General features: G+C 34.7%; 16 protein-coding genes. 1 reads left to right on the top strand and 15 read right to left on the bottom strand.

Annotated features, from left to right (window positions below; translation table 11 throughout):
- Window positions 1–189: 189 nt before the first annotated feature.
- The 9 genes from cydC to MKY00_RS09935 all read right to left on the bottom strand — a co-directional run bounded on the left by cydC (window position 190) and on the right by MKY00_RS09935 (window position 9,730).
- Window positions 190–1,914, bottom strand: coding sequence for a thiol reductant ABC exporter subunit CydC (cydC, locus tag MKY00_RS09975; protein WP_016717221.1), 1,725 nt, complete (start codon window positions 1,912–1,914; stop codon window positions 190–192).
- 2 nt (window positions 1,915–1,916) lie between these two features.
- Window positions 1,917–3,632 (bottom strand): thiol reductant ABC exporter subunit CydD, encoded by a 1,716-nt coding sequence (cydD, locus tag MKY00_RS09970; protein ID WP_016717220.1) that lies wholly within the window; start codon window positions 3,630–3,632, stop codon window positions 1,917–1,919.
- Entirely contained in the window at window positions 3,632–4,648 is a 1,017-nt protein-coding gene (gene cydB / locus MKY00_RS09965) for a cytochrome d ubiquinol oxidase subunit II (RefSeq protein ID WP_016717219.1), read from the bottom strand. The genes cydD and cydB overlap by 1 nt, the downstream gene beginning before the upstream one ends.
- Complete coding sequence (cydA, locus tag MKY00_RS09960; protein ID WP_000448882.1) at window positions 4,635–6,038, bottom strand: cytochrome ubiquinol oxidase subunit I; 1,404 nt, start codon at window positions 6,036–6,038, stop codon at window positions 4,635–4,637. The genes cydB and cydA overlap by 14 nt, the downstream gene beginning before the upstream one ends.
- 605 nt (window positions 6,039–6,643) lie before the next feature.
- Window positions 6,644–7,699 (bottom strand): LLM class flavin-dependent oxidoreductase, encoded by a 1,056-nt coding sequence (locus tag MKY00_RS09955; protein WP_016717218.1) that lies wholly within the window; start codon window positions 7,697–7,699, stop codon window positions 6,644–6,646.
- 120 nt (window positions 7,700–7,819) lie between these two features.
- Window positions 7,820–8,263, bottom strand: a complete 444-nt coding sequence (locus tag MKY00_RS09950; protein ID WP_001205526.1) for a MarR family winged helix-turn-helix transcriptional regulator — start codon at window positions 8,261–8,263, stop codon at window positions 7,820–7,822.
- Between the two features lie 153 nt (window positions 8,264–8,416).
- Window positions 8,417–8,740 carry a carboxymuconolactone decarboxylase family protein gene (locus tag MKY00_RS09945; RefSeq protein WP_000980852.1) on the bottom strand — a complete coding sequence of 108 codons (324 nt, stop codon included), beginning with the start codon at window positions 8,738–8,740 and terminating at the stop codon, window positions 8,417–8,419.
- A 1-nt stretch (window position 8,741) separates the two neighbouring features.
- Complete coding sequence (locus MKY00_RS09940; RefSeq protein ID WP_016717217.1) at window positions 8,742–9,149, bottom strand: tautomerase family protein; 408 nt, start codon at window positions 9,147–9,149, stop codon at window positions 8,742–8,744.
- Between the two features lie 41 nt (window positions 9,150–9,190).
- The gene (locus MKY00_RS09935) at window positions 9,191–9,730 is read right to left on the bottom strand and encodes a DUF4865 family protein (protein ID WP_016717216.1); all 540 of its coding nucleotides are present in this window, start codon (window positions 9,728–9,730) and stop codon (window positions 9,191–9,193) included.
- 120 nt (window positions 9,731–9,850) lie between these two features.
- On the opposite strand from MKY00_RS09935, the gene MKY00_RS09930 reads away from it, so the two are divergent.
- Window positions 9,851–10,639 carry a LysR family transcriptional regulator gene (locus MKY00_RS09930; protein ID WP_016717215.1) on the top strand — a complete coding sequence of 263 codons (789 nt, stop codon included), beginning with the start codon at window positions 9,851–9,853 and terminating at the stop codon, window positions 10,637–10,639.
- Window positions 10,640–10,737: 98 nt separating this feature from the next.
- Here the strand turns inward: MKY00_RS09930 and MKY00_RS09925 are convergent, their stop codons facing one another.
- The 6 genes from MKY00_RS09925 to MKY00_RS09900 form a co-directional block, all read right to left on the bottom strand.
- Complete coding sequence (locus MKY00_RS09925; protein ID WP_029141105.1) at window positions 10,738–11,691, bottom strand: branched-chain amino acid ABC transporter permease; 954 nt, start codon at window positions 11,689–11,691, stop codon at window positions 10,738–10,740.
- A gap of 49 nt (window positions 11,692–11,740) precedes the next feature.
- Window positions 11,741–12,601 carry a branched-chain amino acid ABC transporter permease gene (locus MKY00_RS09920; protein ID WP_000382789.1) on the bottom strand — a complete coding sequence of 287 codons (861 nt, stop codon included), beginning with the start codon at window positions 12,599–12,601 and terminating at the stop codon, window positions 11,741–11,743.
- Between the two features lie 21 nt (window positions 12,602–12,622).
- Window positions 12,623–13,324 (bottom strand): branched-chain amino acid ABC transporter ATP-binding protein, encoded by a 702-nt coding sequence (locus MKY00_RS09915; protein WP_001196704.1) that lies wholly within the window; start codon window positions 13,322–13,324, stop codon window positions 12,623–12,625.
- The gene (locus tag MKY00_RS09910) at window positions 13,302–14,075 is read right to left on the bottom strand and encodes an ABC transporter ATP-binding protein (RefSeq protein WP_000149326.1); all 774 of its coding nucleotides are present in this window, start codon (window positions 14,073–14,075) and stop codon (window positions 13,302–13,304) included. The genes MKY00_RS09915 and MKY00_RS09910 overlap by 23 nt, the downstream gene beginning before the upstream one ends.
- An 88-nt stretch (window positions 14,076–14,163) precedes the next feature.
- Window positions 14,164–15,381, bottom strand: a complete 1,218-nt coding sequence (locus MKY00_RS09905; protein WP_016717214.1) for a substrate-binding domain-containing protein — start codon at window positions 15,379–15,381, stop codon at window positions 14,164–14,166.
- Window positions 15,382–15,602: 221 nt separating this feature from the next.
- Window positions 15,603–17,399, bottom strand: a complete 1,797-nt coding sequence (locus MKY00_RS09900; RefSeq protein WP_029141104.1) for a 6-bladed beta-propeller — start codon at window positions 17,397–17,399, stop codon at window positions 15,603–15,605.
- Window positions 17,400–17,460 lie beyond the last annotated feature (61 nt).

Genomic DNA, 17,460 nt, shown 5'->3' with positions numbered 1-17,460 from the left:
TAGGCGTAGCTATTTTTCCATTACATACTTAATAAAGTGAAACTTTAATCAGTGGGGGTTTTCTTCATCCCCCACTGATTATTAGTTGAACCAATCGGACTTTTATGGGCAGTTGATCCCCCACCTAACTTCTTTGCTTTCACTGCATTTTAAGGTGGGGGTCTTACTGCCCATTAAAGTCGGATAAAATTATATTCCTTTGTCTAACTCATAAAGCATACGATACTTCTCATTTTCTTTCAGAAGTTGTTCATGACTACCTTGCATCACAATTTGACCACGATCAAGGAATATTACTTCATCAACATGCTCCATTCCTACAAGATGGTGCGTAATCCAAATTACTGTCTTTTCTTCCGTTGCAGAAAACATCGTTTCTATTAAACATAATTCTGTCTTTGGATCTAAGCCGATTGTAGGTTCATCTAGTACAATGATTGGTGCTTCTTGCATTAGCGTTCTTGCAAAAGCAACCCGTTGTCTTTCCCCACCAGAAAATCTTTTTCCCATCTCATGCATTTTTGTTTGTAATCCATCTGGAAGAGAAACAATATGAGAAGCTAATTGTGCTTTCTCTAAAGCTTTCCATATCTCTTCATCTGTTGCCTCTTGTTTGCCGATTCGCACATTATTTCCAATTGTCGTATCGAATAAGTGCGGCTTTTGATTCAATACAGAAATATATTTTGATAAAAGATTCGTGTGAGCATGTTCACTATTCAATAAAACTTCACCATGTAACGGGCTTAGCGCACCTGTTAACAATTTTAACAAAGTAGATTTTCCGGTTCCGCTTCTTCCTAAAATGGCAATTTTCTTTCCTGCTTTTATTTGTAATGATACGTCTTTCAATATCATTTCATTACTATGTGGGTAACTATACGATACATGATTTAATTCAATGTCTATATGTTTAGATGCAATATAATCTTTATCTACATGTAATTCCTTTTCATCCTGTAAAACACCATTACCTTCTACTTGATTGAGACGATGAGCGGATTCTACATATGATGGAATTCGATCGATAGCATCTGACAGAGGAATTAACGCGTTTGTGACAGATAACGTCATTAAGACGAAAGCCGCAATAACGGTAGGAGCAATTTGTTCACTCGCAGCCTCATTTCCAGTCCATATAATCATTGCAATAACTACAATACCCACTACTAATTGAATAATACTGTCCCGAATATGATTCCAACGCTTCATTCTTTTTTCCGTTTTTAACAACTGAGCATTTTGCTCTACATACTTATCAATGAATTCATCTTTTCTACCACTTGCTTGCCAATCAGATAATCCAAAAACAGCATCTGTTAGTTGTTGATACAAACGATTTCTTCCTTGTTTTAAAGTAACATGATGTCGCTTCATTAAAAGTAACGATACAAATGGAAGCAGAAAAACGATAATAGCTAGCATACACCCTGCAATAAGTGCAAACACTACGTCAAATGTACCGATAACAAGTACGAATATGCTATATACAACTAATGCTAATATGCTAGGAAATATTGTACGTAAATATAGGTTTTGTAAATGCTCTATATCTTCGGATAATACGCCTAACATATCGCCCGTTTGAAATCGTGAACGGAAAAATAACGCCTGTGGTTCTACTATCCCATATAGTTTCGTTCTCATCTTTTCTAATATGCGTAATACAACATCGTGTCCAACTAAACGCTCTACATAATGAAATACCGCTTGTCCTATACTAAACGCACGTGTTGCAACGATAGGTACATAAACTGCCATTACATTTTCTGGTCTAAGAGCAGATTTAGAGATTAAATAACCTGAAATGAAAAGTAGCATCGCACCTGAACTAACTCCAAGAAGACCAAGGAAAAGAGTTACAGTCATTCTACCTTTATTTTGCTGTATATACGGTTTAATCCAGTTACTCATCTCTATCCCCTCTCTTTCCTGTGAACATGTAATGCCTCATTCTTTACAAGTTCTTCATACGTTCCACTTTCTATCATTTTCCCTTTATTTAAAATAAGAATATGATCCATTTGTTTCATCCAGTGAAGACGATGTGTTGCAAGAAATACTAGCTTACCTTCAAACAGACGTAACATCGCTTGCTTTATTTCAAATTCAGTTTCAATATCAAGATGTGCCGTAGGCTCGTCTAATAAAATAATTGGCTTTTTACTTAAAAGGGCTCGCGCCATTGCGACACGTTGTTCTTGTCCGCCACTCAGCATACGCCCACCTTCTCCAATTCTTTCATACATTCCATTTGGAAGCGATGTAACGAGTGAACGAAGACCAACTTCATTCATAACTCTTTCCACTTCTTCATCAGTTATATTTGTTTCATAGAAACAAATGTTATCTTTTAATGAAAGCGGGAAAATATAAGGTTGCTGCGGAATATAAGCAATATTCTTTTGCCACTCTTCACGAGTAGACCCGTCAATTTCTACACCATTTACGATCATCTTTCCACCCGAAGGAGTTAAAAATCCAGCTAATACATCGATTAACGTCGATTTCCCTGCTCCACTTTCACCAATTACACCTATAGCGCCAGTGCCTTTCCAAGTAAAATCAATTCCCTCTAATATAGCTTTTTCAGATTCATCATTCTTTACTTTTACAACTTGTAATTTCAAGTTACTAGTTGAATTCCATATTAAGTCTACATTAGATTCTTTCTTCCCTATTTCTTTTTGTCGCTGTAAAATCTCTTCTATTTGCTCCATTGCAAGTTGTCCATCTAACGTAGCATGATAATTTGCGCCAACTTGTTTAATCGGCAAGAAGTATTCCGGAGCTAAAATTAAAATCGTAAGGGCTGGCAATAGTACAATTGTTCCATCTATTAAACGTATCCCTAATCCGACCGCTACAAATGCAATTGATAAACTCGTAAAGAAATCTAATGCAAATGAAGAAAGAAAAGCAACTCGCAAAGTACGCATCGTTGCTTTTCTATATCTTTTACTTACTTTCTCAATCTTTCCTTCGTGTTGTTTACTTTGACCTAAATACTTTAATGTTTCTAATCCTTTTAACGTATCTACAAAATGATTAGAAAGAACACGATATGTTTCATATTGGCTATCCGCCATTTTCTGCGCTGCTAATCCTAGTAGGATCATAAAAATAATTACGATAGGAATCGTTACAACTAAAATGATTCCAGACTCAATATCTAGTGTAAAAACATATAGTACAATTAGTCCTGGTACGATACTACTTCTAATCATTTTAGGAATTGTTAATTCAATATATGTTTTAAATTTCTCAATACCCTCTATCGATAAGGTAACCAGATGACCTGTTCCAACAGTTTGAACATACCGTGGACCTAATGTGAAATACGCCTCTATTAATTGTTTTCTCAGTAGCGATCCTGTTTTTTCAGCGAAACGTTCCACTAATATTTGTGACATTCGAACTAGCAAGTGACGTACTGCAAACGTGATTCCGAAATAAACTGTTTCATTTAACACAGATTGCACTACTTCTCCCTGAAATAAAAACGTAATAGCTCGCGCTAAAAACACTGTTTGTGCAATAATACTAAAAGCTTCTAACATGCTAATGATTGTTAACACTACATATAAAACTCGGCTACCAGGATACGACGGAAGTCCTCTTTTTCTTTTCATTAGTACTCCAAATCTTTATCTGACTTAACAGGTTGTCTAAACACATAGAAACTCCATATTTGACTTCCCAAAACAAATGGCAATATAGCAATTGAAAAATATGTCATCAGTTTTAGTGCATAATCTCCTGATGCTGCATTATAAATTGTCAAATCGTATATTGACCCTAACGAGCTAATTAAGACACGTGGGAACATGCCAGCAAACACACTCGCACTTAGTAAAATGATTGTTAAACTTGTCATAAAGAAAGCCCAACCATCTCTTCTTCTTTTATTTAATAATGTTGACGCACATAACGCTACAAAAGCTCCGATTGGAACCATAATCCACTCTGTACCATGACCAGTGAAAATATCTGTTTTCCATAACCCTACACCGGCAAAAATAAGAAGTGCTGTAATTGCGAGTGGTGCAATTTTCAACGCGGCAATACGTGCACGTTCTCTTAACTTACCTGTTGTACGTATAGTAAGGAATTGCAATCCATGAACAATACATAACAGAAGGAACATAACTCCTCCAAGTAATGCAAATGGATGAAGTAATTGTAAGAATCCACCTACAGCATTTTTCATCTCATCAATTGGAATACCTACCATAAAGTTAGCAATGGCAACTCCCCAAAGGATAGGCGGTAGTAAACTTCCTAAAAACATACCCCAATCCCAAAAGCCTTTCCATTTATGATTATCTATTTTCGCACGGAATTTAAAAGAAACACCTCTAATAATTAAAGCAAGAAGCATAAATACAAACGGAATGTAAAACCCACTAAATAAAGTTGCATACCAATGCGGGAATGCCGCAAACATAGCGCCACCTGCACAAACAAGCCATACTTCATTCGCGTGCCAAAATGGACCAATTGTATTTAAATATATTCTTTTCTCTAAATCGTTTTCTCCTAAAAACCTTGAAACTATACCTACACCGAAATCGAAACCTTCAAGTACAAAGAAGCCAACGAATAAAACTGCAATAATAATAAACCACAACTCATTAAGAGATAACATACTCATCCTCCTTATCAAATGGATCATGGCTTTGAGAATCCTGTTTCGCTTTCTTATTCTCATGTCCTTTAATAATACGAACGAATAAGTAAACTGTAATTCCACCTATAATTAAATATAATGATGTGAACGAAACTAAAGAGAATAGCACTTCTCCGAACGTAACATTTGGAGATACAGCATCTTCCGTTTTCATAACACCGAAAACTACCCAAGGTTGACGTCCCATTTCAGTCATAATCCATCCTACTGTATTACCGATAAACGGTAGTGAAATTGCATACACCATTAATTTTAAATACCAAGTTTTTTCAGCTAAACGATCTTTTCTTGATAAGAACCAACCGTACGCTCCTAGAAGAAGCATAAATGTTCCACTCATTACCATCGCTCTAAAGCTCCAGAACATCGTGTGTACTGGTGGAATATAATCTCCAGGCCCATATTTTTCTTCATATTGCTTTTGAATTTGATTCATCCCTTCTACTTGGCCGCTAAATTTATCATATGATAATAGACTTAGCATATACGGGATTTGAATTTCAAACGAATTTTCTTTCTTCTCCGCATCAATTTTCGCAAATACTGTAAATGGTGCTGGATCTTCGCTCGTATTCCATAACGCTTCAGCTGCTGCCATTTTCATTGGGTGTGTCTTAATTAATTGTTGTGCTTGCGCATGACCGAAGAATAATACTAGCGCCGTTGTAAGTGTTCCAACAATGATAGAAATGCGGAATGATTTTTTAAACACTTCAGTTTCTTGTGCTTTCGTTATTTTCCATGCACTCACACCGGCAATAAAGAATGCACCAGTTGCAATTGCCGCTGTAATGGTATGCGGGAATTGTACCCATAATTGTGGATTTTGAATAATTGCTAAGAAATCATTCATTTGTGCACGTCCATCTGCTGCCATTTCATATCCTACTGGCGATTGCATAAATGCACTTGCAGTTAAAATCCAAAATGCTGATAACATTGTTCCAATTGAAAGGAGCCAAATACATAAAAGATGAATGCGCTTCGGTAATTTATCCTCACCGAATACCCATAAACCTAAAAATGTAGACTCAATGAAAAATGCTAATAAACCTTCAATCGCAAGTGATGGACCAAACACATCGCCTACGAAACGTGAATAGGTTGACCAGTTCATGCCAAACTGGAATTCTTGTAGAATACCAGTTACTACACCTACTGCAAAGTTAACAAGGAATATTTGCGTCCAAAACTTTGTCATCTTCTTATAAATTTCTTGTCCCTTTACCACATATAACGTTTGCATTAACGCAATGATAAAAGCTAAACCAATAGACAGCGGAACAAAAAAGTAATGGAAAATCGTTGTTGATGCGAATTGTATTCGTGCCAATTCGAGCGTTTCCATACTACAATCACTTCCTTCATAGTTTTTATAATAAAAGTTAATTGAGCAATCTTATCAAACTCAATTATTAAGAAATACGAAAAGACAAAAACATTTTGTATGTATTGTCGAAAAATATGAAGTTTCAGTTTTTCAAACTATTGTAATGCTATTTTTTACCTTTTCACTATTTCTGTAGTGTTTTATTCGTTAATCGAATTGTATAATATACCTGCATAGTAAATTCAGCTGATTTTTGACGTATTATTGACATCATTTTGTCTGAAATATGTCTTTTGGTATTTTTTTGAATTATATTTTCCTCATCGATAAAATGTGTTTTTTTAATATGAGACTTATCTTTGCATCAATAAAATAATCGTTTCTCTCTTTATACACTTGACTTTTCTACGAAAAAATGTCCTATTAATCAATGGATAAATTCGTTATTTTTTTGTCAAGAGAAAAATGTATTTCTAAAATTCAAACACGAAATAATGTTATTCAAAAATAGAAAATATACTCCCTCTTTCTAGACTGAAAATTCATTTTATTGTCATTTTTTCAAACTAAATTCATACATAAAAAAATACCGAGAATCGATTAGACTCTCGGTATTTTTCAAATTACTTTTCTGTATGTTTTCTAATAGCCGGTAAAATTTCAGTAGCAATTAATTCGATGTTTTTCTCAATTTTATCAAATGGTACACCACCAAAATCAATTTCTGCCATAAAACGTTGTTGCCCAAACAATTCATATTGGTAAAGCATTTTTTCGATAATTTGTTGCGGGCTACCAACCATTAACGCGTCACGGTAATCTATTGCATTTGTAAATTGTTGTTTCGGATACCCACCACCGCGTAGCGTAAGCATACCAGCATTAATGTGAGGATAGTATTCACTAAGTGCGTCTTGTGAATTTTTTGCTGTGTAAAATAAACTCGTTGTTGCAACTGGCAAACTCGCTGGATTAAATCCACTTTGCGCAGCCGCCTCACGGTAAGCATCTACTGATCCTTTAAAGTTAATAGCTGGGCCACCTAGTGTTGTTATCATCATTGGTACACCTGCACGTCCTGCTTTAATCGCACTAGCTGGTGGGCCACCAACTGCACGCCAAATTGGTAAGTTATTATTTTTAGCTCTTGGAATAACCGATGCATGCGCAAGCGGTGCTCTGAACTGTCCATTCCATGTTACATGTTCCTCTTTATTAATTTTTAATAAAAGATCCATCTTCTCTTCAAATAACTCTTCATAATCATTCACATCATAACCAAGTAAACTATATCCCCCAATACGAGATCCACGACCAGCCACAATTTCTGCACGTCCATTAGAAATCAAATCAAGTGTAGCAAAGTCCTCGTATACTCGTACCGGATCAGATGTACTTATTATCGTTGCTGAACTTGCAATTTTTATATTTTTCGTAGCTTGCGCAATCGCTCCTAAAATAACTGTATGAGCTTGCGTTGTAAAGTGCGTTTGATGACTTTCACCGACAGCAAATACATCAAGTCCAGCTTCATCCGCTAACTTTGCTGTTTTAATTAATTCATGAATTCTTTGTTCAGCACTAATTTTCTCTCCGTTATGTGGATTTAAAACATGATCCCCAATTGAATATAATCCAAACTCCATTCCTTTACTTGTATTCATACGGTATTTTTCCATCATTGCTCTCTCCTTTGATGAGGTGTTATTATTTTCTCTTTTAAAAACATTTGTAAGTCAAATGTTTTTCCCTATTGCTTACAACATCACTTGATTAGTCAATTGATAGTGTAAAAAAAATTACTCTTGCGGTAATTCTTTTTTTTCACTATGCTTATGAACTTTCGTCATTAGCTCGTATAACATTTTCTGCTCTTCTTCATTTAATACATCATCAAAAAACGATGATTGAAATGCAAGCTGCTCTGGCAGTGCTCTCTCTAAGGCCGCTTCCCCTTGCTCTGTCAGACTAATTGTTTTCGTTTTCCAATCTTGTTTTCGTACAATATATCCTTCTTTTTCAAGACGTGTTAACATTCGAGAAATACCGCCTTGTGTAACAGTTACCTTTTCAGCTAACTCCATTTGTGTTAGTGGTTGATACGTACGTATTTGCAAAAGCACATCAAATTGAGCAGTCGTTAAATCAAAGCGTTTTAAAAACTCATTTGACATCTGATTACTTTGGTTCGTAAATCGTATTAAACGTAACCATATTAATGATCCTATCGTATTATCACGCATGTTTGATCACTTCCTATCGTGAATCTTACTATCACTTTACTACGCAAGTGATAAAAAAGCAAGAGAAACCGTGAAAAATATCTCATTAAAGTATTGCATACATAACGATAAGAAAGAATTCATGTTTAAACGAATTCTTTCTTATCGTTATTCTTAACTTTCCATTTCATTCATTACTATATGTAAAGTTCCCGCTGCTTTGGGCCAACCAACATAAAAAGCCATATGTGTTATTAATGCAACCAACTCATTCTCCATAATCCCATTTTGTTTAGCTAGCTTCAGATGAAATGGTAATTGTTCTGTATTACCAAGACTGATTAGTGCTGACACAGTACATAAACTTCTTTCTCGTAATGTTAAAGTGTCATCTCGCCACACTTCCCCGAACAGTATCTCTTCACTATAATGTGCAAATACAGGTGCCATTTCTCTCATTTTCTCTTGAATACAATATCCAATGGATTCATTCATCATTTCACTCCCCCTTCACTTTTACCAATTGTGCCATTCCTTGACCAAATGACCAATTTTCTGCAGATGTCTCATTTACCGTAATAAAAATATTTGCACTTTTTATACTAGAACATTCAGAAACCTTCGAGGATATCGAATGATATAGATCACTTTTCTGTTTTATCGTTCTTCCCGGTCCACATGTGATAGAAACATACATCATATTCTCTGTTCTCTTTTCTCCTCTTTCTAATAAATAATATGGATTATATAAAAAGTGATTTTGTTGATAGGGTAAAAACATTTGAAAGAAATCATTTTCAGGAATGTTAAAATGTTCAATTAATGAAAGATGAATACATTCACCTATCTTTTTGATTTCTTCTTTACTTAATTTATTTTCATGATAATAGACGTTCACAAAAGGCATACATTGTCATTCCTTTTTCTTAATTTAACTTCAACAAGTTTTCATCGTGAAATGTGCAAAATCTCATATAATGTAACACCTTTATTCGCTATAATATCAGGCTTCTCTTCATAAAAATTAAACTGACTATATCCCCATTTATCTGGATTATATACTATTACATTTCCTAAACAATTTTCTACCTTTTGATCCACAATGATAGATTGAATCCCACTCAATGATTCACTTGGAGAAATACTTCCTTCATATCCAACAACATATCTACATTTCTTAAAATTACCCTTTACATTAACAACTAATGGAACACCTATATTTATTTGTTGCCATCCAAAAGATTGTAAAATATTATCGTAATACCCTTCAAAGATAAATTTGTTCATTCCTTCATGACCATTCCAAATATATAAAGGTGCATAACAGTTATAGAAATTCCCTTCCTTACCCGCCTCAGTAATTAAATACGCTTTGAAATTCAATTCTTGAAACCCGTCCGTTTTATATCCATTATCCTCTACCCTTTTTCTAATAATATCCATGTCATAATCCTTTGGCAAAATGACCTTATATTGCATTCCAATCATGTTTATCACTCACTTTCCATCTTATATACACAATGATAAACCGATGATTGACTAACGTAAAATAGGTATAAATTATGTTTGGTATCATTTATAATGATATCGTATAAGGGGCTGTGATAAATGGAAATAAATGATCTTATTATATTCAAAACTGTGGCTAGCGAAGGTTCTATTAGTAAAGCTGCGAAAGAGTTAGGGTATGTTCAACCGAACGTAACTGAGCGAATTAAAAAATTAGAACAAGAGTTAGAAACACCTTTACTACATAGAGATAACAAAGGCGTTTCTTTATTACCTTCTGGTGACATTTTATTAGACTACACAAATCAAATATTAACGCTAGTAGAAGAAGCAAAAGATAAAATTAAAACGAGTGGGTCTTCTTATATAATCGCAACATCACAATCTATTTTGACTAATTATGTAAGCAAGCGCATTAAAGAAAATTTTAGGAGTTATCAAATATATGTAGAAAATAGTAGTCATTTGCAAAAATTACTGCAGCAACAAAAAGTTGATATGGTCATTACTTATGAGGATTACCCAGACATATCGTTCAAAAAAGTATTTTCCACTTCAATTTCTATCGGCTTATTAAAACCGAAAGAAAAGTGTACCATTGACTTTTCAAAGGAACTCTTCTTCGTTAGTAATGACAAAAAGTGCCCTTTTAGGAATAAGACGATACAATTTCTAAAAGAAAATAATTTATCTCAGCGTCAACTTCAACAATTAGATTCTTATTCGCTTATAGAAGAGTTTATTCAGGACGGAAAAGGAATAGCCTTTTTACCGATTAAAAATGATAAATTAGTACCAATTGAAAATGTTCCAATTGAGAAATTAGCTGTTCATTTCTTTACGAATCAAAATTCTTTCAAACAAATCCCTGATGAACTATTTGATTAATATAATAGCTATAAACGAACTAAATTTACATACAGCAATAAAAATCCCTCCTTTCCGAATCTAAAAGAGGGATTTTCATATTCTATACAATTGATTTTTCACACATTTTGCTCCACTTCTGCACTTTTCTCCTTCTTATTCCGTTTCATATTCTTCAGTCTCTTAACCGTGCCAACTAATCCTTTCGGGAAAACTAGCAATACGATAATGTACAATACACCAAGAATAATCGTCCATCGTTCAAAGATCGGATACTCTGTAGCTAGTTCTGATAAATAATATTTTAGGGATTCAATAATTCCAGCTCCTGCAATGGCTCCTATTAACGTTCCAACGCCTCCAATCATAGTCATCAATAATGCATTTAATGTCATTTCAATTGAAAATACAGTTGTATTAACAAAGCGTAAAGTGATAACAAATAAACCACCGCTAATTGCAGCTACTACTCCTGCAACAATGCTAGCAATAATTTTATAATGAAGAACTTTATATCCTAGTGCTTCAACACGTTGCTCATTTTGTGAAATTGCCTTTAATACTTTTCCAATAGAAGATTTGGTGAAAAGACGTAACAGAACAAAAATGATAAGTAAACATATAAGTGTTACATAATAAAACGTAAAACGATCACGGAATACTTCTGGTACACCAAATGTAAAACCATCTCCTCCGTGAGTGAGCCCACGCCATTTTTCAGCAAGTACGAAAAACAACTGTGAAATAGCAAGTGTTAACATCGCATAAAAATGACTTTTCAGCCGTAAAGAAAGCAAACCAATTATATAACTAACAATGGCTGAAATGATAATTGCAGCTACTATTCCTATTAAAAAGTTCGTTATGGATACTCCTTGTCGATCAAATAAAAGCGCTACGCCATATGCTCCTATCCCAAAGAACATACAATGGCCGAATGATACAATTCCTGTATATCCAAGCAATACATCAAAACTCATTGCAAAAATAGCAAAGATGAAGATTTGAGTGAACAAAATTAACAAGCTCCGTGAATCATTTACGAATGGAAATACACTTAAACAAATGAGCATACATACTCCGAAGTATACTTTAATTCGATTTGATGTGCTGTTCACCATTTCACCCCTTTTCACCAACAAGTCCATTTGGCTTCACTATTAAGAAAAATAGTAACATTAACATATTGATTGCAAGTGATAAATCCGGTATAAAATACGCTGTAAAAGCACCAGCTAATCCGACAATTAAAGAAGCGATTGCTGAACCTTGTACGCTTCCTAGCCCTCCAATGATTACTACTATGAAAGCTAAAATCGCATACTGCATACCCATCTCAGCGAAAATAACGCCTGAGTATGGTGCTAATAAGAAGCCACCTAAGGCAGCCATCCCTGCTCCTAATAAAAAGACGAAAGAAAATATAGCTTTTACGTTAATACCGAGCGCTTGAACCATCTCTTTATCCATTACACCTGCGCGTATCATAAGACCTATCTTTGTTTTTTTGAGCAATAATAATAAGGCAATGTATATGATAACCCCAATTATGATAACGAATAGACGATATTTAATTAATATAACGCCTCCGAACGTAAAACTTCCTTGTAGCCATAACGGTAACTTTGCCCCAATTGGATTTGGTCCCCAAAATACTTTAATACATTCACTAAGTACAAGCATTCCTCCAAGCGTAACAAGAAGCTGGCGAACATGATTTCCATATACCGGTCTAATAAGGAATCTTTCTAAAATAAATCCAAGGAACATTCCCATAGCTATTGCTCCAATTAAAGCTAACACATAACTCCCTGTCATATTAAATAGCCAAACACCTGTAAATGCTCCCCATGCAAATAAACCACCATGTGCGAAGTTTAGAACACTCATTAAACCGAAAATAAGTGAAAGACCTGATGCTAATAAAAAAATGAGCATCCCTGTTGAAATCCCATTTACAAATAAATTGATTAACACATCCATCCTTCTCACCCCGGATTCATGTTAAGAGATTCCTAAATATTTGTGACACATTTCCTTATCCTCTTTTAATTCATGCATAAAACCGTTATGAACAATTTTTCCGTTATCCATAATATAAAAATAATCACCAATTTGACTAGCCATCATAAAATTTTGTTCAACGAGTAAAACTGTTGTTTTCTCCTTCATTTTCAAAATAGCTATCATTAATTTTTCTATCATAATAGGAGACAAGCCTTTACTCGGCTCATCAATAAGTAGTAAACCATCACTATTAATAAATGCTCTTGAAATTGCTAACATTTGCTTTTGTCCCCCGCTTAAGAGTCCACTTTTTTTGTGCCAAAATTGCTTTAAATCTGGAAATAGTTCAAGCATCCATTCTATCTTTTCTTCCGCTTCTTCGCCCTTACCTCTAGCAAGAGCGAATGTTTCTTCTACTGTCAGATCGTGAAAAATACCTTGATTTTCTGGTACATACCCTATCCCTTTCCTTGAAATTAAATGTGTAGATAATCCATTTACTTGTGTACGATCATAATAAATTTCACCATGTGCGATATGGTGAAACCCCATAACCGAACGTAACGTCGTAGTCTTCCCTGCCCCATTTCTTCCAAACAGTACAGTAATCGTTCCTTTCTCAACAGTAAGAGATACCCCTTGTAAAATATGAAACTGATCTAAATACGTCTCTATATTATTCACTTGTAATAGTGCCACTATATAATCCCCCTAAATAAGCACTTTGTACACGCTCATCTTTCATAATTTCTTCGGGTAAACCTTCAGCCAATAACTCTCCATGAAATAAAACGATTAGATGGTCTGACAAATCTAGTACCATATCCATTTTGTGTTCAATCAGTACAATTGTACTCTCTGGATGTTTCTTAATATTTTCAATCACTTGTAATATAGCCGGGACTTCCTCAACCGAAATACCTGCCGTCGGCTCATCAAGTAATAACACATCCGTTTTTAAAGCTAATAACATCGCAAGTTCTAGCTTTCTTTTCTCTCCATGTGCCAAATCTTTTGCTAATACATTCTCTTTCTCCTGAAGTAATACTGTTTTTAAGAAACGTCTCGCCTCTCCAACTTGTTGCTTTAATTTTGCTGGACTCGGGAAAAAACTATAGTAATCTTGTACGAATGATTGAACACTTAAACGGACATTTTCAAGTACCGTTAATTCTGGGAATATGTTTGTAAGCTGAAAAGAGCGACCGATTCCTAAGCGTGTTCGATCTGAAATCGATAGTTTTGTAATATCTTGCCCTTTAAAATACACTTCACCTGTTGTGGGTGAAATCTGTCCACTTAGTAAATTAAATAATGTTGTCTTACCCGCACCATTTGGCCCGATAATAGAAATGAGTTTTCCTTTTTGTACAGTTAAATTTACATCTTTAATAACATGATGCTCGCCAAAAGATACACTAAGATTTTTCGTTTCTAGCAAATGTGTCATGAAATCCCCCCTTTAAAGCTTTAAGTATGAAAAAAATACGTACAAAGAGGGGATCCCCTCTTTATGCAAAAACAACAGAAAATTCAGTCTATTTATTTTGAACTGGTGGCTCTGTCTCTTTCATCGTTAATTCTCGCTCTAATACTGGCACTGGATAGTCAACACCATCTTGCTTTTTCAACGTGATAGAATAAAGCGTCTGCATCGCTTGGTGATCCTTTTCTCTAAACTTCATCTTTCCTTTCGGTGTATCAAATTCCATTCCTTCCATTTTCTTAATTAATGTATCTACATCTGTATCACCTTTTGTTTTCTTTAACGCTTCTACAATAGAAATTGCCGCTGACATTCCCCCTGCTGTAAATAAATCTGGCACCGCACCATTAAATCGTTTTTTATGTTCTTCTACTAACCAATCATTCACCTTATTTTTCGGGAGTGTATGATAATATACCGAAAACCCTTGCATTCCTACTAACGCATCCATCGTTTTTAATGCCGGAATATCTGGTGCACCAGTAGAAATTTTAATACCTTGCGCTTCCACATTCATATCTTTCAACTGTTTCCAAGGTGAATTTGCCCCTGCCCAAACAATAAATAAATAATCTGGTTTTGAGCTAATGATATTTTGAATATTTGCAGTGAAGTCAGTCGAATTTGTATCAGCATATTGCTCGTTCACAATATTTGCACCTAATTTCTTCGCTCCAGCTTTAAATGCAGCAATCCCTTCACGACCGTAAGCATTATCTTGTGCTAACGTTGCTATTTTCACATCTTTTTTAGCAATTGCTGCAGCACCAGCGACTGCATCTTGAGATGAATTTCTACCTGTTCTAAAAATATATTTATTCCAGTTCTTACCGGTAATACTATCAGCTACCGCCGGTTCTACAACCATTATTTTTTCATATTCTTCAGCTAGTGGTAAAACCGCTAATGTATCACTTGAACTAGACGATCCGACTAAAAAATCAACTTTCTCTTCTTCTAATAATTTCGTAGCTTTTTTAACCGCTACATCAGCTTTTGTTTCTGTATCTTCTACAACAAACTTAATCTTCTTTCCTTCCACTTTCCCAGTTCCGCCCGTTGCATAGTCTAACCCTAATTCAAATCCGTTCACTGTTTGTTTTCCATACGATTCTAACGGTCCTGTTAATGAAGCAAGAACCCCTACCTTAATCGTCTTTTCATCTTCTGTACTTGCCTTCTTTCCTGAACAAGCTGCCATTATGAATAACGAACCTAAAACACAACCAGTAGCTACCATTCTTAGCCATTTACGTTTTTTCATCGACATTGTGATCCTCCCCATATTTTACTTTCTGATAGAATCAAACACGCCAAAGTTACCCATCCGTAATTATGACTTTTTCTTTGAATAATATAAACGAAATTGTTAGTATACATGTATCTTCTACGATTTCAATTAAACACCTTTACAATTTGATATAAATATTTTAACCGCATTCCCACTCTATTAAACTTCTATCCTTTCTAATTAATTTTGAGTATCCAAAATTAATTAGCTTTCTTAAAAAATTGAATTCTTTGGAGTAAACCATCTGTAATAATGATATTCCCTTGGCTATCCACATCTATTCCTTGTGGCGAGAAAAACTGCCCTGACATACCATTAAAACTTCCAAAAGACTCTAAAAAATCCCCATTTTCATTATAAATATTCACACGATTATTAGAAGTATCTGTAACATACACCGTATTATTTATATCGATTTCAATTCCTATTGGCAAAAAAAGATCTCCTGAACCCTCTCTCCAATTTTCTAGTGGATCTAAGTTTCCGGCTCCATGATTTGTACCCCATTTTGTAAGAAAATTACCCTCATTATCAAATTTTTGAACCCTATTATTAATCCGATCCACAACATAAACATTATCTTTTGAATCAATTGCTAATTGCATAGGTTGAAAAAACTCTCCCTCTCCACTTCCTTTTCTCCCCCATTCTTTCATATATACAAAGAATGGATTAAACTTTTGAATACGATGATTTTCTGAATCAGCTATAAATATGTTTCCTTTACTATCAATAGCTATTCCAGATGGAAATTGAAAAAAACCTGGTAATACTCCAAATGAACCATATGAAGCAAGCACTATCCCTGAGTTGGTGAATTTTTGGATACGATGATTTACAGAATCAGATACATACACGTTATTGTAACGATCCGTTGCAATTTGTCTTGGAACATAAAACTGTCCCGGAAGACTTCCGTATCCTAATGGTCCACCAGCACCAAATAAACTTCCCCACTTCCCAACAACCTTCCCAGATATATCATATTTCAAAATTCGATGATTAAAGGAATCAGATACAAAAACATTTCCATTCGTGTCTCTTTCGACATCATAAGGTCCTGCATATTGTGTATTTCCATTCCTTTCATTACCTAGGGTTTTCTTCATTACCGCTGTTAGGCCTACCTCATTATATAAAAGTACACGATTATTTCCCGTATCCGTTATATAGATATTCCCTTTACTATCCGGAAGAACTTGATTAGGATAAACAAACTGAAAAAAGTTACCTACTGTATATAAAAATTGATCTTTATTTGTAAATTTCATTATCCGATTGTTATATGTATCTGCTACATATAGCGATCCAGATATTGATTCAAAATTTATTCCTCTTGGATGGTAGAATTGATATGGGCCTAAACCTGCACTTCCTGTTCCGATTACTCGTTGAAACTCCCCTTTTTTATCAAACACTTGAATACGATTGTTATATGTGTCTGCAATATAGACCTCGTCCTGTTTATTTATCGCGATTCCTTGTGGTAAAGCCATTTCTCCATTCGCCTTTCCATAACTCCCTATCGTTTGAATATACTGCCCATCCGGGCTATATTTTTGAATACGATGATTGTATTCATCCGTAATATAGTAATTGTTATCGCTATCTACTGCAATTTCCCTAGGAAACGAGAACTGCTCACTTCCTTTACCTTTTGTGCCCCAACTTTTAATAAATTGAAACTCCTCATTAAATTTTTGAATACGATAATTCGCTGTATCCGCAACTAAAATATTACCTTCTTTATCAACAGCAATACCAAATGGCATATTAAACTGTCCCGGACCTTCACCAAAAGTTCCTATAGCATCAACAACTTCTCCATTCTTATCTATTTTCAAAATTCTATTATTCCCCATATCAACAACATACAAAAATCCTTTTGCATCCCTTGCCATCGCCACTGGTGTCCTTAATAACTTAGAAGTATCTAGCTCACTTCCCCATGATTTCACATATTTTACAGCAGAGGCACTTCCTAAAGAAGCAAACATCCCTAGACTCACAGTAACAATGAAAAAACAATATATAATTTTTTTGATAAAATTCATCTTT

Origin of the sequence: Bacillus sp. FSL R9-9834, from assembly GCF_038006905.1 — a bacterium.
In the GTDB taxonomy this organism is placed as follows: domain Bacteria; phylum Bacillota; class Bacilli; order Bacillales; family Bacillaceae_G; genus Bacillus_A; species Bacillus_A pacificus.
Note: the sequence above shows the minus strand (reverse complement) of the source record. Positions and strands in the feature narration are given on the sequence as shown.

Coding starts and splice junctions, on each gene's coding strand:
- cydC (WP_016717221.1), bottom strand. CDS start 1,914: ATGAGTAACTGGATTAAACCGTATATACAGCAAAATAAAGGTAGAATG.
- cydD (WP_016717220.1), bottom strand. CDS start 3,632: ATGAAAAGAAAAAGAGGACTTCCGTCGTATCCTGGTAGCCGAGTTTTA.
- cydB (WP_016717219.1), bottom strand. CDS start 4,648: ATGTTATCTCTTAATGAGTTGTGGTTTATTATTATTGCAGTTTTATTC.
- cydA (WP_000448882.1), bottom strand. CDS start 6,038: ATGGAAACGCTCGAATTGGCACGAATACAATTCGCATCAACAACGATT.
- MKY00_RS09955 (WP_016717218.1), bottom strand. CDS start 7,699: ATGGAAAAATACCGTATGAATACAAGTAAAGGAATGGAGTTTGGATTA.
- MKY00_RS09950 (WP_001205526.1), bottom strand. CDS start 8,263: ATGCGTGATAATACGATAGGATCATTAATATGGTTACGTTTAATACGA.
- MKY00_RS09945 (WP_000980852.1), bottom strand. CDS start 8,740: ATGATGAATGAATCCATTGGATATTGTATTCAAGAGAAAATGAGAGAA.
- MKY00_RS09940 (WP_016717217.1), bottom strand. CDS start 9,149: ATGCCTTTTGTGAACGTCTATTATCATGAAAATAAATTAAGTAAAGAA.
- MKY00_RS09935 (WP_016717216.1), bottom strand. CDS start 9,730: ATGATTGGAATGCAATATAAGGTCATTTTGCCAAAGGATTATGACATG.
- MKY00_RS09930 (WP_016717215.1), top strand. CDS start 9,851: ATGGAAATAAATGATCTTATTATATTCAAAACTGTGGCTAGCGAAGGT.
- MKY00_RS09925 (WP_029141105.1), bottom strand. CDS start 11,691: ATGCTCATTTGTTTAAGTGTATTTCCATTCGTAAATGATTCACGGAGC.
- MKY00_RS09920 (WP_000382789.1), bottom strand. CDS start 12,601: ATGGATGTGTTAATCAATTTATTTGTAAATGGGATTTCAACAGGGATG.
- MKY00_RS09910 (WP_000149326.1), bottom strand. CDS start 14,075: ATGACACATTTGCTAGAAACGAAAAATCTTAGTGTATCTTTTGGCGAG.
- MKY00_RS09905 (WP_016717214.1), bottom strand. CDS start 15,381: ATGTCGATGAAAAAACGTAAATGGCTAAGAATGGTAGCTACTGGTTGT.
- MKY00_RS09900 (WP_029141104.1), bottom strand. CDS start 17,399: ATGTTTGCTTCTTTAGGAAGTGCCTCTGCTGTAAAATATGTGAAATCA.